This window comes from Microbulbifer maximicatervae (SeqCode) (assembly GCF_052467305.1).
The window spans coordinates 445512-460457 of record NZ_CP174306.1; the positions used below are offsets into that span (position 1 = coordinate 445512).

The 14946-nt window shown below is 46.7% G+C and carries 11 protein-coding genes; 2 read left to right on the top strand and 9 right to left on the bottom strand.

The window, feature by feature from the left end; translation table 11 throughout:
* Nucleotides 1-67 precede the first annotated feature (67 nt).
* Entirely contained in the window at nt 68-775 is a 708-nt protein-coding gene (locus ACJJI4_RS01960; protein ID WP_444926869.1) for an aspartate/glutamate racemase family protein, read from the top strand.
* A 765-nt stretch (nt 776-1540) separates the two neighbouring features.
* On the top strand, nt 1541-4069 hold the full coding sequence (locus tag ACJJI4_RS01965; RefSeq protein ID WP_444926870.1) for a TonB-dependent receptor plug domain-containing protein: 2529 nt from the start codon (nt 1541-1543) through the stop codon (nt 4067-4069).
* A 106-nt stretch (nt 4070-4175) separates the two neighbouring features.
* Here ACJJI4_RS01965 and ACJJI4_RS01970 read toward each other — a convergent pair whose 3' ends face one another.
* The 9 genes from ACJJI4_RS01970 to nuoG form a co-directional block, all read right to left on the bottom strand.
* On the bottom strand, nt 4176-4634 hold the full coding sequence (locus ACJJI4_RS01970) for a hypothetical protein (RefSeq protein ID WP_282934036.1): 459 nt from the start codon (nt 4632-4634) through the stop codon (nt 4176-4178).
* Between the two features lie 73 nt (nt 4635-4707).
* Entirely contained in the window at nt 4708-6252 is a 1545-nt protein-coding gene (locus tag ACJJI4_RS01975) for an NADH-quinone oxidoreductase subunit N (protein WP_444926871.1), read from the bottom strand.
* Nucleotides 6249-7847, bottom strand: a complete 1599-nt coding sequence (gene nuoM / locus ACJJI4_RS01980) for an NADH-quinone oxidoreductase subunit M (protein ID WP_444906229.1) — start codon at nt 7845-7847, stop codon at nt 6249-6251. Before nuoM ends, ACJJI4_RS01975 begins: the two co-directional genes overlap by 4 nt.
* Nucleotides 7844-9682 (bottom strand): NADH-quinone oxidoreductase subunit L, encoded by a 1839-nt coding sequence (gene nuoL / locus ACJJI4_RS01985; RefSeq protein WP_444926872.1) that lies wholly within the window; start codon nt 9680-9682, stop codon nt 7844-7846. The genes nuoM and nuoL overlap by 4 nt, the downstream gene beginning before the upstream one ends.
* A gap of 1 nt (nt 9683) precedes the next feature.
* Complete coding sequence (gene nuoK, locus ACJJI4_RS01990; RefSeq protein ID WP_413664585.1) at nt 9684-10001, bottom strand: NADH-quinone oxidoreductase subunit NuoK; 318 nt, start codon at nt 9999-10001, stop codon at nt 9684-9686.
* A 4-nt stretch (nt 10002-10005) separates the two neighbouring features.
* Nucleotides 10006-10515, bottom strand: coding sequence for an NADH-quinone oxidoreductase subunit J (gene nuoJ / locus ACJJI4_RS01995; protein ID WP_413664586.1), 510 nt, complete (start codon nt 10513-10515; stop codon nt 10006-10008).
* 37 nt (nt 10516-10552) lie between these two features.
* Nucleotides 10553-11071 (bottom strand): NADH-quinone oxidoreductase subunit NuoI, encoded by a 519-nt coding sequence (nuoI, locus tag ACJJI4_RS02000; protein ID WP_444926873.1) that lies wholly within the window; start codon nt 11069-11071, stop codon nt 10553-10555.
* A gap of 31 nt (nt 11072-11102) precedes the next feature.
* The gene (gene nuoH / locus ACJJI4_RS02005; protein ID WP_282934030.1) at nt 11103-12059 is read right to left on the bottom strand and encodes an NADH-quinone oxidoreductase subunit NuoH; all 957 of its coding nucleotides are present in this window, start codon (nt 12057-12059) and stop codon (nt 11103-11105) included.
* 2 nt (nt 12060-12061) lie between these two features.
* Entirely contained in the window at nt 12062-14905 is a 2844-nt protein-coding gene (gene nuoG / locus ACJJI4_RS02010; RefSeq protein ID WP_444926874.1) for an NADH-quinone oxidoreductase subunit NuoG, read from the bottom strand.
* Nucleotides 14906-14946 lie beyond the last annotated feature (41 nt).

The following is a 14946-nucleotide window of genomic DNA, read 5'->3' on the forward strand; positions in this document are numbered from 1 at the left end:
CTCAATTTACAATCAGTCTTTCGACTCTCTCATGTTAGTATTCGCAACATGTATTAAGGGATATTAGATGAGCTCAAAGATGAAGAAGATTGGCCTTTTGGGTGGAATGAGTTGGGAGAGTACAGCAATTTATTATCGCCTGATTAATGAAGGAATTGCTCAAAAGTTAGGAGGGCTGCACTCGGCTGAAATTCTACTTTACAGCATCGATTTTGAAAAAATTGCACGGTTACAAATGGAGGGTGATTGGGCTCAGGCGAGTAAGCTATTGGTTGAGGCGGCAATGTGCCTGGAAAAAGCTGGTGCTGAGGGCATTTTATTGTGCACTAATACTATGCATAAAGTAGCCGGAGATATTATCGAGACTATTGATGTACCTTTTTTACATATTGGTGATGCTACAGCTGAAGCACTTAAGAACAGAGGGATAAAGACCGTCGGCTTGTTGGCGACAGCTTTTACTATGGAGCAAGATTTCTATCGTGGCTATATGCAGGAAAAGTATGGGATTGAGGTTTTGATTCCGGAGCCCAGCGATAGAGAGATAGTCCACAGGGTTATTTACGAAGAGCTCTGTAAGGGAAGAGTCCTTAACAGTTCAAAAATGGAATTTATTCGTATTGTGGATTTGCTATCCAATCGAGGTGCCGAAGGTGTGATCCTAGGGTGTACAGAGATTTGCATGTTGCTTTCGCAAGAGGATACCTCTACTCACCTGATGAACTCCACAGAGATTCACGCTCAAGCCGCAATAAAGTTCGCACTTGATTGTTGAATAGTGTTGCTAGGTTTACTTAGAGATATCTTTGTCAACCAAAAGTTAGACTGATAGTTCACTGTGACGTTTATTAAAGCCACTCTACTAGCTTCGAAGCGTATCAGTGGGTGGTTTTTTTATAACACAAATCTACTCTTGTTAGGTTTGCTTGTCCCATATTCGTTAGTTTTTTAGTATTAACCTCTTTTGTTAAGTGGGTTTTCTGTGGATGTTTGTCTGTGAGTTAGAGCTGACAAGATAAAATATCTTCACGGTATTTGTTTGTGAAATGATATTTATCATGTTTATTACGGTAGGCCAAGGTTATTTTTTTACCTCAAATCATCAAATAAGTTTTATTTGTCCTCTGTAGAAGTTATTATTTGGGATATACCCTGCTTGTGTATGTGCGCTCTATTTTGCTTCCTCTTGTAATTAAATTTAATTTAATCATCTAATTAGATTTATTTTATTTTTGGCAGTTTTGTCAGTATCTACATTTTTAGTCGTTCTTAATTTTTAAATTGCCTTTTTTGCTCTTGCAAATTGTAGTTTTTCTGGCATTTTCTCTGGTTGTCACACTTCTTGCAGTGAATGTATTGGTGGTAACCGCCCTCTGCATAAGCGAGCTTTCAAGTGCGTAAAAAATTTTTATTGATCTCCTGGAGCACTACCTTAATTAGCCAATTTATTTTTGCTGTAACGCACAAATTGGTTTAAGTGAAAGCTGGTTGATTTGGCTCGGAAGAAAATAAGAGATAACTAAAACAGGGTATTTCTCCTATGAATGAAAAAAAGAAGCGCTGGCTTACGGCCTGTGGCGCTCCCTCTCTGCTGGCAGCTTCGATTGCTGCATTAAGCAGTCCCACTTTTGCTGAAGATGCACTCCTTGAGGAAGTGATAACAATCGGTACCCGTGTTGAAGGGCGTTCCGCTACAGATTCCTCCGCTCCCATCGATATCGTGACCGGAGAAGAATTTGTAAACCAGGGTGATGGAGATCTCAGTAACCTGCTTAGAAACGTTGTTCCATCCTACAACGTTAATGCAAAGCCAATTTCTGATGCTGCCTCAATCGTTCGCCCTGCAAACCTGCGTGGACTGCCACCCGATAGCACACTGGTTCTGGTAAATGGTAAGCGTCGCCATCGCGCTGCCGTCATTTCCTTCCTCGGAAGTGGTGTTTCAGATGGTGCCCAGGGGCCAGATATCTCTGCAATTCCGGCGATTGCTCTGAAACAGGTTGAGGTCCTGCGTGATGGTGCCGCAGCCCAATATGGCTCCGATGCGATTGCCGGCGTTATCAACTTTCAGTTAAAGGGTGCAGCTGAGGGCGGAAGTGTTGAAGTCAAGCATGCAACCACTGCTGAGGGTGATGGTGATCAAAGCACCGTTGCAGCTAACTTTGGCTTGCCATTGACAGACGCCGGCTTTGTGAATGTTAGCCTTGAGTACCGTGAGCAGGATTCTACCAGTCGAAGTGTCCAGAGAGATGATGCTGCTCAGTTGATCGCCGATGGCAATACCTATGTAGCTAATCCTGCACAGATCTGGGGCCAGCCAGAAGTTAATGACGACACTAAGTTCTTTGTTAACAGCGCCATAGAGCTAAATGATACCGCTGAGCTGTATGCCTTTGGTAACTACGCGAGTCGTTCTACTGATGGAGGGTTCTATTTCCGAAATCCCGAGAACCGATCTGGGGTTTTTACATATGAGGAAAAGACAGACGTAAACGGGAATGGCGTTATAGATGACGACGAAGTATTCATCCACCCTCTAATTGGTGACTTAGATCCCAGTAACGGTATTGATGATTGCCAGAACGTGAGTGTGTCGGAAGCTCATGATCTCGATGAGTGTTTTTCTTATACAGAAATGTTCCCTGGAGGATTTACGCCAAGATTTGGTGGAGATCTAGAGGATTATTCTGTGGTCTTCGGCATACGGGGAGAATTTGCCAATGGGATTGGCTACGATGTTAGTGCCAGTAGAGGCCATAACGAAGTAGATTTCAATATTTATAATACGGTAAACGCTACTTTGGGCCCAGATACTCCGACTGAGTTCAGCCCTGGTGGTTATGCTCAAACTGAAACTAATTTTAATATTGATTTAACAAAGAGCACAGAAGTTGCTGGCTTGCCGCTATTTATGGCGACGGGCTTTGAATGGCGAGAAGAAGAATTTGAAGTAAAACAGGGTGATACCGCATCCTGGCAAATTGGCGATTTGGCAGAACAGGGTTTCTTGATTGGGTCTAATGGGTTTTCTGGTTTTGGCCCAGAAACTGTAGGCACTTTCGACCGCGACAATATAGCGATTTACTCTGACTTTGAGCTCGAAGTAAATGATGATCTTCGATTAGGCGCAGCTTTGCGTTGGGAAGATTTTTCTGATTTTGGCGATACTTTTAACTATAAACTGTCAGGTCATTACACAATCAATGATACTATTGCCTTGCGCTCTACATGGAGTACGGGCTTCCGTGCACCAACTCCAGCACAATCTAATATCAGCAATGTAACAACAGCTTTTACTAATGGCCAGTTAGAGAACAAGGGCACTATCCCACCAACAAACCCAATTGCTCAGTTAAGAGGCGGAACGCAGTTACAGCCAGAAGAATCTGATAGCTTTACATTGGGGGCGATATTCTCAGCAGGTGATTGGGAAATTACAGTTGACTATTTCCAGATTTCTGTGGATGACAGGATTACTCAGTCGGCGGATCAATTGCTGACCGATGATGAACGCGCTCAGTTAGTGGCTGATGGTATCAGCGGCGCTGACTCTTTAACCTTCTTCCGTTTCTATACTAATGATTTTGACACTAAAACCCGTGGTGTTGACGTAGTAGCAACCTATCCAGTAGGCGATGCTACGGACCTTAGTTTCGCTTGGAATTGGACTGATACTGAAGTAACTGATTTCAGGGAAGAGACTATAAGTGATATGCGTCTTAGGCAGCTGGAAGACGGATTGCCAAATGTTCGTGGTAATGCCACTTTTAATCACACAGGAGATAATTGGCGAGGCCTAGTGCGACTCAACTACTACGGTAGCTACTGGGAAGCACATTTGGATGACTATAGTCTGCCCATCGACGCTGGTGATGAATTTACAGTAGATATTGAGGCTGCGTATGACTTCAATGATTCCATGACCTTGATCGCAGGTGCGGAAAACGTATTCAACAACTACCCGGATAAAAACCCCTGGTCCGGTGTTGCTGGAGCGGAATATCCGGAAACGGCACCTATGGGATTCAATGGAGCTCTGTACTACGTAAGAGCGCAGTATGAGTTCTAAGTAGTTCTAGTTGCTATGTAGCTGGCTAACCTGGTGTTTCTTAATACCGGGTTAGCCGACTGCAGAATTATGTGACGATTAGATCCCGCTGTAAGTAGCGGGATTTTTACATATCCCACAGTGAATTTGTGGCCATAGATAAGGTAATTCTTTCCTTATCTTGTATTTGTTTTAGGTCTTCAAACACCTCTTTCACCTCCATCGACTCAATTGCACCATACACCGCCTGATAGAGTTCTGAGAAATAGCGATCTACCTCTCGTCCCATATTATTAATTTCACGAATTGTCGGTGGATCACTCAGATTGAGGCGGCGAATAAAGTCATTGGCACTTTCTTCATGGGTGTATTGCAGCCATGTCTTCATCACCTTATTTTGCGCTACATCATTGTAGTTCTGCAGGTTTTTCGCCATTCTCTGCTCATGTTCAAGCATGTGTTTTAATAGCAATTGGGTTCGGTAGTCTTCTGATTTGTCCAGTAAGGTCTCGTAAACAGCTGCCATTTCCAGATGAAATCTCTCAGCATCCTTGATGACTTCAAATGCTTGTTTGAAAGTCTTCATAGTAAGTACCCTCTGATGACCAGGCTATTGCCTGGGCTTTAAAATATTTTTACATCAGCACTCGCTCTCTACTTTATATAGCATTTATCCAGTTAATAAGGACCTGTGGAAATATTCCGAAAAAAACCAGTACGGCAGCGAGAGTTGCGATTAAAAACTGCCCTGAAGTGGTAATTTGTAACGTTTCGCTGTTACTGCTAGTGTCAATGGCATCTCTTTGTACCATCGTAAGTAGAAGACGAAGGTAATAGAAGAGGCCCAATGCACTACCAATAACCACACCAGCGAGAAGAGCCCACATTTTTCCTTCAACACCTGCGGTAAAGACGTAAAACTTCCCAATAAACCCAATAGTTAAGGGAATTCCAGCCAGAGATAACAGCATTAGAGCAAGACAGCTCGCCAGCCATGGACTACGCCAGAGTAATCCCCGGTAAAAGTCCCTGTGATAAGGATCATCTGCACCGTTGGTCACGTTGCTGACATTTGTTCCATAGGTTAGTTGTGCGGCCTCCACTGAATCGGCTATCAGGCCAACGATTGCAAAGGCTCCTAGTGTAGTAATGACATAGGCGACCATGTAATAAATAACCGCCTCTGTACCAAACGCGCTATTGCCGATGATAAACGCCACAATTAAGTAGCCGATATGGCCGATTGAGGAGTAGGCCAGCAGCCTTTTGATATTGTTTTGCATCAGGGCCAATAAATTTCCGATCAGCATGCTGGCTATGGCTGCGATTGACAGCAAGTCAATAAGAATAGGGCTCTGGTAGAGATTTAAGGTATTAAAGAATCGCAACAGAAAGGCAATTACGGCTGTTTTTCCCACTGTGGCGATCAACGCCGTCGTAGGCGTAGGTGCGCCCTGGAATACATCGGGTGTCCAGATATGAAATGGAACCAGTGATAACTTGAAAGCAACAGAAATGATCAGCAGAGTGGCGCCGGTTGCAAAAAGAGCAGAAGTCTGTGAAAGATCCTGTATACGTGTAGCGATACTGCCAAAGTCCAGTGCCCCAGACGCCGCATAAATTAATGCGATACCGAATAGCCCGAGAGCGGTAGAAAGTGCTGAAAGGATTAAGTATTTAAAGGCAGATTCCAGGGAATTTACTTGATCTTTACTTGAGGATAAATTGCCAGTAACCGCAAATCCCAACAGTGGATAAAGTGCGAGGCTAATTAACTCTATACCGAGGAAAAAGGTGGCAAAGTGGCTGGCAAATACCAGGGTGCTTGCTCCCAAAATGGCAAGTAAAAGTAGTATATAAAACTCTTCTGGATAGCTATCCGGGTTTCTATTCAGGTCACACCGAAGTTTTAAGTAGTTGTATCCCATAACGCTGACGGCTATGGCGGTAACTAATATCAGCAGACAGAAGAACAATGAGTTGTAGTCAATCGAGAGTAGGGCAGTCACTTGAATGGACCCGTTATTGCCCGATAGGGTGGCTCCAACCCAGAAACAGGCAATGATAGCGGCTACCAAAGTGATAAGAGTTGTAACCAGAGCGCCCGCATGATTTCTCCAGAAGGATACTTGGAGCAGCAAAATTACAATACCGGCACTAATCAGTAAAAGCGGTAGGATAGAAAATAGTTCTTGGGCACTCATAGAGATGTACCTGTATTAGCGCTTTTAGCAGTAGGAGAGGATAAGCTTGCTGAAGTTTCCGGCCCTGTCTTTTCTATAACGACTTCTTCATTTTCAGGGGCCTGAAATTTTTGCATTGATTTAGCAATCGTAGGCTCGGCGATATCAAAGATAGGCTGGGGGCGGAGCCCGAAGATCACGAGAAGCACCGCCAGTGAAAGAAGCGCAGAGATCTCCCTGAGGCTTAGATCACTGACAGTTTTTCCCTCTGTAGCGGGTTTCAATTTGTCATTAAACTTGCCAAAGAAGACACGCTGCATCATTAATAGTGCATAGAGTGCTGCTCCAATTAGCCCAATTGCTGCAATAACCGTTAACCAGTGATTAGCTTTAAAGCTACCAACAAGCACCAGGAATTCGGCAACAAAATTACCCAGTCCAGGCAGTCCCAGAGAGGCGATGGCAAAGAAGAGTGCAACGGCGGATAGCTTTGGCAGAAGAGGCCAGACACCACCGAGCTGGCTCATATCCCGAGTATGGAGACGATGCTGTAGTGCGCCTACTAATGCGAAGAGAGCAGCAGTACTCAAGCCGTGGGCGATCATTTGCATCACTGCGCCCTGCAGGGCGATAGTATTCAGCGCGTAGAGCCCCAATAGAACAAATCCCATATGGCTCACACTGGAATAGGCCACAAGTCTTTTCATATCCTTCTGAGCGAATGCCAGCGATGCGCCGTAGACCACACTGATGGCTCCAATGGTCATTGCAACCGGTGCAAAAGCTTGTGAACTCTCCGGGAATAAGGGCAGTGTAAAGCGTAATAAACCATAGGCTCCTGTTTTCAATAGAATCGCTGCCAGCAGAATACTGCCGGCAGTAGGGGCCTGGGTATGGGCGTCAGGTAACCAGGTATGGAAGGGCAGCGCTGGCAACTTGACGATAAAGGCAATAAAAAAACCGAGCATTAACCAATAAGCTGCTGTTGCAGACAGTTGAGCACCCAACAAATCCATATAGTTAAAGGTCAGTTGTCCGCTATTCCGATAGTGGATAAATGCCAAGGCAACGATGGCAATCAGCATTAACAAACTGCTTGCCTGGGTGAAAATAAAGAACTTTATCGCAGCGTAGACTCTGCCCTCATAGCCCCAAACTGCAATCAACAGCAGCATGGGAATCAGCATGACTTCCCAGAAGAAAAAGAATAAAAACAGGTCGATAGCTGTAAACACACCGACAATACCGGCCAGTGTCCACAGGTAGTTAAAATAAAAGAAGCCGCGCCGGAAGGTGACATCATTCCAGGTCATTACTAACCCAAAGATCCCCATCCCCATTGTCAGTAGCAGCATAAGAAAGCTGAGTCCATCAATCGCCAGATGGAAGCTGATCCCAAACCTGGGTATCCAGGATATCAAAAGGCTATCCCACCATTGACTGTCACCTGTAACAGCTGTGGACTCTGCCTGGGGGAAATAGCTTATCAAGAGTAGGGATGCGATAATCAGGGAAACTAGGCTGATTAAGCGTCCACCCTCATAGAGATGTCTCTCTGCCAGCCAGGCTAATATTCCCCCAACAAATAAAATTATAATTATTGCCAGTAATGTCATAGAGCCACCAACAGGGCTAGGAATAAAATTGATCCGGCTACAAAGGTGGCCAGGTACCAACGTATTTGGCCATTTTGTGAAGAGCTGAGGGCGTTATTTAGATGTGCACTCAGCGAAGCGGTACCCTTGTAGATGCTGTCGATAATATCTTTGTGGTTAAGGGCGGTGATAAATTTAAAAGGTCTTACAAAGACCCGGTCATAGACCCAGTCAAAACCCCATCCCTTAAACCAAAACTGCATTAGTGGAGAGCGCTGCTCCCCAACCTTCTTCTCGAATAGGAACATTTTCCAGGCGATAAACAGGCCGATCAGTGGCATGGCAATGGCAATAGCTTCAATGACCCAGGAGTGGTGTTCGTCGGTTGGGGTGCCAAAGACTCCCTGGAGAGGTGGAGCGAGAATTCCACCAAATAGGGCAAGTACAGCGAGGAGGCCCAAGGGAAGCATCATCACCGTGTTATTGGCGTCTTTACAGTGTGAGGAAGCGCTGCCCTCACTGCCCAGAAATGCAAGAAACAGAACCCGGAAGCTATAAATCCCTGTGACCAGCGCACCTAATAGACCGGCAAGCCAAAGCAGGTTTACTCCTTGATGATATTCATAAGCGCTGAGCAAAATATGATCTTTGCTGTAGAAACCGGACGTAAATGGGAGCGCTGCCAGGCAGGCGCAACCGATAGTAAAGCAGATAAAGGTAAAGGGGATTTTGCGATAGAGGCCGCCCATGGCAAAGATATTCTGCTCGTGATGTACGCTCAGGATTACTGACCCTGCGGAGAGGAAGAGCAGAGCCTTGAAGAAGGCGTGGGTCATCAAATGGAAGATGGCTCCTGACCAGGCACCGACACCCAGGGCCAGGAACATATATCCAATCTGGGAGATGGTTGAATAGGCCAGGACCCGTTTGATATCACTTTGTGCGATAGCACTGAATCCGGAGATTAATAGAGTCAAAGCGCCGACAATGGCTACAGCTGTCATGGCGGTTCCAGACAGCTGATAAAGCGGGTGCATGCGGGCGATCAAGTAGACCCCGGCCGTCACCATGGTGGCAGCGTGGATAAGGGCGCTGACGGGAGTGGGGCCTGCCATCGCATCGGGGAGCCAGGTCTGGAGTGGAATCTGTGCTGACTTACCCACAGCGCCACCCAGTAACAGCAGCATAGCGATAGTGACAATTTGAGTATTGACCTCGGGATTCCCTGCCGCTGTGATGAGCTCCGGTATATTTAGTGTTGAGAACTCAAAGAACAGCAGGAACAAGCCGATCGCCATGGCGGTATCGCCGACCCGGGTGACGATAAATGCTTTCTGCGCGGCCGCGCCGTTTGCAGGGTCCTTATACCAAAAGCCAATGAGCAAGTAGGAACAAAGACCAACGCCTTCCCATCCCAGATAGAGAAGTACCAGGTTGTCCGCCATTACAAGAATTAACATGGCAGAGACAAATAGATTCAGGTAGGAAAAGTAGCGGCGGAAATCCGGATCTTCACGCATATATCCGGCTGAGTATAAGTGAATAAGGAAGCCCACTCCGGTAATGATCATCAGCATTACCAGGGTTAGCCAGTCCACATGAAAGGTGAAGCCGAGTTGGAGGTCAGATACTCGTATCCACTGCCAAACTGACAGCGTAACGACCGATTCCGGGTTGCCCAGAAAGGTGGAGAGTGCGAGGTTAAAAACCAGAATCGCTGCGATTCCCACACTGCCCACCCCAATCAGACTCACTAACTTTTGTGAGGGCTCCTTTTGTGTAAAGAGTGGAATGCTGATGAGGGTTAGGAAACCAAGAAAGGGAAGCAATGGTATCCAGGCAAGTGATCCGTTCATATTAACCCCTCAATCCATTGAGCTGGTCAATATCGACCGTGTGTTTGCGATAATAAAATTGCAAGACTAGGGCCAGTGCAATGGCTACTTCGGCAGCGGCCAGGGTGACAACAAAAACAAACATCACCTGCCCATCAGCATTGCCCCAGTGTGCGCCGGCGACAACAAACATTAATGCTGCGGCATTGGTGCAAATTTCAATACTCATCAGCATAAAAATAATATTTCTTCGGATGAGTAATCCGGCTAACCCCAAGCAAAATAGAATGGAGGCCAACAGCACGCCAGCCTCCAAACCAGGTGCAGATTCGATAGGCATAGCTTCACTCCGGTTTAACTGTTCTTCTGTGTCGGGCGAGGTGAAAAGCTCCAACAAGCCCCGCTAAAAGCAGCATTGAAGCCAGTTCGACAGCGAGAACGTAATGGCTAAAAAGTGCAATACCGACCTGTTTGGGCCCGATATAGTGATAGGTTTGCTCTGAAGGAATTTGCCCGCTACTAACCAGCAGAAGTAGCTGGATTAACAAAATGGCTGATAGAAGGGCTGGGCCAATCCAGGTGTGGGGTTGTAACCAGGCTTGCTCCTGTGCAACTGAAGCGTCTCCCTGATTGAGCATCATGATGACAAAAATAATCAATACCATGATGGCGCCGGCATAAATAATAACTTCCAAAGCTGCCGCCAGGGGGGCGCCAAACTGGTAGAAAATAACGGCAACCGATAAAAGTGAAGTGACAAGATAAAGTAGCGCGTGGACCGCGTTCTTGTGAAAGATAACCATGGCGGTTGAGACAATGGCAACCGCAGCGGTTAAGTAGAAAATGTAATTCACTGGGAAAACCTCTTTTTAGTTATTAGCCTTATTGAAATCAGAGATTTAGGCTTTTTACATTAATGGGCTCGGCCTCATTTTGAGCTTCGCCCTTGTCCTTTCCTGAGATGGCCTTTCCTGCAATTTGATAAAAGCTGTAGTCGTGATACTTACCGGGGCCACTGATTAGAAGATCTTCCTTTTCGTACACCATGTTTTGCCGGTCGTACTCACACATCTCAAAGTCAGGTGTTAGCTGAATGGCATAGGTTGGGCAGGCATCTTCACAAAGCCCACACATAATGCAGCGGGAAAAATTGATACGAAAATATTCGGGGCGCCAGCGGCCGTCTGGATCTTCTGTTTTTTGCAGTGAAATACAATCAGGAGGGCAGGCAACGGCGCAGAGATTACAGGCAACGCAGCGCTCGTCACCGTTGGGATCTCGGGTGAGTATGATCCTGCCGCGATATCTGGGTGCCAAGTAGGGCTTTTGGTCGGGATATTGTACGGTAACGTTCTTCCGGAACAGGTGTTTAAATACCAACCACATGCTGCGAATTTGGCTTGAAATCATTTCTTTGGCCTCGCACGCTTATTTTAATTTTCTAGGCAGTCCACAAAAGTACCGCTGCGGTAGCCAGTAGATTGATCAGGGCCAGAGGTAGCATGACCTTCCAGCCGAATTTCATTAATTGGTCGTAGCGGGGGCGTGGAATCGCCGCCCTTAAAAGAATAAACACACCAACCAGAATGGCAGTTTTTAGGCAAAACCAAATAAAGGGCGGTAGTAGGGGGCCGTGCCATCCACCGAGAAACAGGGTGGTTATTAGTGCTGAAATTAGGATTACTGCCAGATATTCACCCACAAAGAACATACCGAATTTCATACCGGAATATTCGGTATGGAATCCAGCAGTCAGCTCATGTTCAGCTTCCGGCAGGTCAAAGGGTGTTCTGCGGCTCTCGGCAATACCGGCAATAAAGAAAACGATAAAACCCAGGAATTGTGGGATGATAAACCAACCATCTGCCTGGGCATTAACAATCTCGCGCAGATTGAAACTGCCTGAGAGCATAACAACGCCCATCAGGCTCAAACCCATAAATACTTCATAGGACACGGTTTGAGCGGCAGCCCTTAGCCCACCGAGCAGAGCATATTTATTATTTGATGCATATCCCCCGAGAATTACGCTATAGACCGCAATAGAACTCATAGCCAGCACAAACAGTAAACCGATATTCAGGTCGGTGACCCCAATATTGGGCGATATGGGCACTACAGCAAAGGCAATCAACATGGTTGCCATAACTACAGTGGGTGCCAGTACAAATACGGGAATATCTGCAAATTTCGGAGTGAAGTCTTCCTTAAAGAACAACTTGATCATATCTGCAATAACTTGCAGGGTGCCAAATTTCCCTACCCGGTTAGGGCCCGGGCGATCTTGCCAAAAGCCCAATAGGCGGCGCTCGCCCCAAGTTAAAATGGCTGCTAGCAGCACGGTAACTATCAATACGCCGAAAATATTGAGCAATATGATCCAGATATTTGTGCTCATAATTAGTCCTCTTGCCCGATTGCGGAGCTTTCTTCCACTGGCAACAGATTGGCGCCTCCCGGTAATACAGGGGCAAGAGTTTCAAGCCCTGGAAGACCATAAGGCACACCCAGGCTGCCCGAAGGTTGGCTATCGGAGATAACCACACTGCCCCGGAAAACCCCGTTATTGGTGTCTAACGCCACTGTGTCTCCCTGGTTGAGGTTGGCACTTTCGGCATCACCGCGATTTAAAGTAAAGAATGGCTTATCGATCACTGTAGCGATGGCCATTGCGCGGTTGCTGAGCTCTTCCGAACCAAACATTCGGTAAATCGGCAGTGTCGCTAGACTGTGGTTATCGCTATCTGTATCGCCATCGGAGGCTGTGGGCAAGGACCAATCCGAAAGTACTTGCTCTTGTCTCTGGATGTATTTACCCGAGGCACCACCACGGCGTTCGCCACCCACTTCCTGCTGAAACTTGAAAATTGATTGGTTGGAGTTCCATCCGGGAGACCAGATATTGGCTTGCAGCGGTGATCGGTTTGGATTGTGCACACCTTCCATGCTAAAGCTCATAGGAGCATCGGGGTCTTGGTGTGGGGGCTCCTCTGAGACATGTTCCTCTGCGTGAATAGCCGTGCGCCCACTGTAGCGAGCGGTCTGTCGAGCAACCTTTAGCCCTTCAATCCGGAAATTTTCATCCGGCCCTAAATCTTTGATGACCTTGAGTGAAGAAACACTTTCTGCCAGGGAATCGGTGATATCCGGGCAGTGATTCCAATTGATAATAGTATCGATATTCTCGGAGTGTTCTGTGCAAAAACCAGCGGCATCCACCAACCAGCGCCAGCTCTCCTGGATGAACCCAGTGCCTTCATAGACCGCATAAAATCTCTGTGCCAAACCAGTATTGTTAACAAATGTCCCTTGGGATTCGGCCGTTGCGGATACAGGAAAGATTAAGTCGGCATGTTTGGCGGTTTCATTGAGCAGGGTGTCCAGCAGAATGATATGGTCGACGCTGGCAAACAGACTATTTAACTCTTCACTCACGATTCTTAGGGAGAGGTCATTCTCCAGAATCACTAGGGTTTTATCGATATTGGTTTTGTCATTCTTGAGTTCAGTGATCAGATGCTCAAGGGAACCGGTTTCGGGCTCAAACAGCTGAATAACTCCTAAGCTATTAGCCTCTTCACAACACAAGTATAGAGAAGTGGGTTTGCCATTTTTTTCCGCCAGAGCACAGGCGATTTTGGCTGCGCTGTGGGTAAGGTGGATATTCTTGCTACTGGTTCCAGAGATAATCACTGGGTTCTTGGCCGCAGTTAATATTGCTGAGATTCTTTCAGCTTCCTCCAGATTCTCTGCACTCAGTGAAGTTTTGTTGCTTTTTACCTCCAGAATATTATTGGCAATTGCTTGGCCGATTTGGGCAGCCTGTTCCGGCAGGGTATAGATCGCTTTACAGGTAATATCTGAAATCTGATTGAGTTCGGTGCCGATAAAAATAATCGGGCTGGGTTCACCCTCCAATTGTCGAACAGAAGCATCCTGCCACAAGGGTATTCTTAATGATTCAGCTTGTTCTTTTTGGCGGCTCCGTGCTGCTTGGCGAACTGCCAGGGCAACCCTGGGGGCTGTGTTGTAGATATCTTCTCCGAGTATCAATACAACATCTGAATTTTCTATCTCAGGGATGGTCGGGCTGTGGATATTGGCATCGCTCTGAATTCTATCGACAAGGTGTAGTAGCTGCATATCCCGCTGGTTGAGGCCAGAGAAGAAGTTATCCCGCCCTACAAACTTTAATAGGGCGAAGTTATTTTCCAATGATGCCCTGGGTGAACCTATGCCTATTAAGTGATGCTCACCTCTTTGCGCAGATGCGAGTTTTTCTGAAAGTGAGAACACCGCGTCCTTGGGAGAAACCTCTTTGTGCAAACGTTCATCAGTTTCTGCTGTAGAGCTAATCACATCATCTTTGCGCGCAGAAAGTACTTGGGTTATCCGGCTCTTACTGTTGACATATTCGTATCCAAAGCGCCCCCGATCGCAGAGAAAATAGCCGTTGATATCGTGGTGATATAAGTTGACCACACGGCGCAACATCGGGTCTTGGTTGTTGCCGGATTCCCTCGCTCCAGGCGCGGTGTTGCAACCCACGGCACAGTGTTCACAGACTGAGGCAGCTGTTTGCAAATCCCATTTTCGGACAAAGTGCTGGCTGAAGGTCTTATCGGTAAATACTCCGGTGGGGCACACTTCGACAAGGTTCCCACTAAAACCATTTTCCAGCATGCCCTCGGTATTGCGGCCAAAAAAGACCTGGTGATTGCGACCCAGTGCTTGCAAATCCTCGCCGCCGGCATAGTCGTGATAGAACCTGACACATCGATAGCAGGTAATACAGCGATTCATTTCGTGATTGATAAAGGGGCCGAGATACTGGTTTCGGTGGGTGCGCTTGGTACCCTGATAGCGGCGCATGGTATGACCGGACATTTCAGTCATATCCTGTAAGTGGCACTCGCCGCCCTCCTCACAAACCGGGCAATCGTGAGGGTGGTTGGTCATCAAGTCTTCTATCACAGAACCGCGAAAATCTTTCGCGGCTTCCAAACTGACACTGTAAATACCGCCGTCTTTTATCGGCGTCATACAGCTCATAATCAACCGGCCCCGTTGATCTTCGCTGTCCTTATGCTCGATAACCGCACATTGGCGGCAGGCGCCAACAGAACCCATGGCGGGGTGCCAGCAAAAATAGGGGACATTCAAACCCAGGGACAGGCAGGCAGTGAGCAGGTTTTGATCTCCATCAACCTGGTATTTATTACCGTCTATTGTGATGGTTGGCATTTGAAATCCATTTTCTTTTTATTAATGCTTTCAGGGGCAGG

Bases quoted from the DNA above. Each gene is read 5' to 3' on its own strand.
- ACJJI4_RS01960 (WP_444926869.1), top strand. From the start codon at position 68: ATGAGCTCAAAGATGAAGAAGATTGGCCTTTTGGGTGGAATGAGTTGG.
- ACJJI4_RS01965 (WP_444926870.1), top strand. From the start codon at position 1,541: ATGAATGAAAAAAAGAAGCGCTGGCTTACGGCCTGTGGCGCTCCCTCT.
- ACJJI4_RS01970 (WP_282934036.1), bottom strand. From the start codon at position 4,634: ATGAAGACTTTCAAACAAGCATTTGAAGTCATCAAGGATGCTGAGAGA.
- ACJJI4_RS01975 (WP_444926871.1), bottom strand. From the start codon at position 6,252: ATGAGTGCCCAAGAACTATTTTCTATCCTACCGCTTTTACTGATTAGT.
- nuoM (WP_444906229.1), bottom strand. From the start codon at position 7,847: ATGACATTACTGGCAATAATTATAATTTTATTTGTTGGGGGAATATTA.
- nuoL (WP_444926872.1), bottom strand. From the start codon at position 9,682: ATGAACGGATCACTTGCCTGGATACCATTGCTTCCCTTTCTTGGTTTC.
- nuoK (WP_413664585.1), bottom strand. From the start codon at position 10,001: ATGCCTATCGAATCTGCACCTGGTTTGGAGGCTGGCGTGCTGTTGGCC.
- nuoI (WP_444926873.1), bottom strand. From the start codon at position 11,071: ATGATTTCAAGCCAAATTCGCAGCATGTGGTTGGTATTTAAACACCTG.
- nuoH (WP_282934030.1), bottom strand. From the start codon at position 12,059: ATGAGCACAAATATCTGGATCATATTGCTCAATATTTTCGGCGTATTG.
- nuoG (WP_444926874.1), bottom strand. From the start codon at position 14,905: ATGCCAACCATCACAATAGACGGTAATAAATACCAGGTTGATGGAGAT.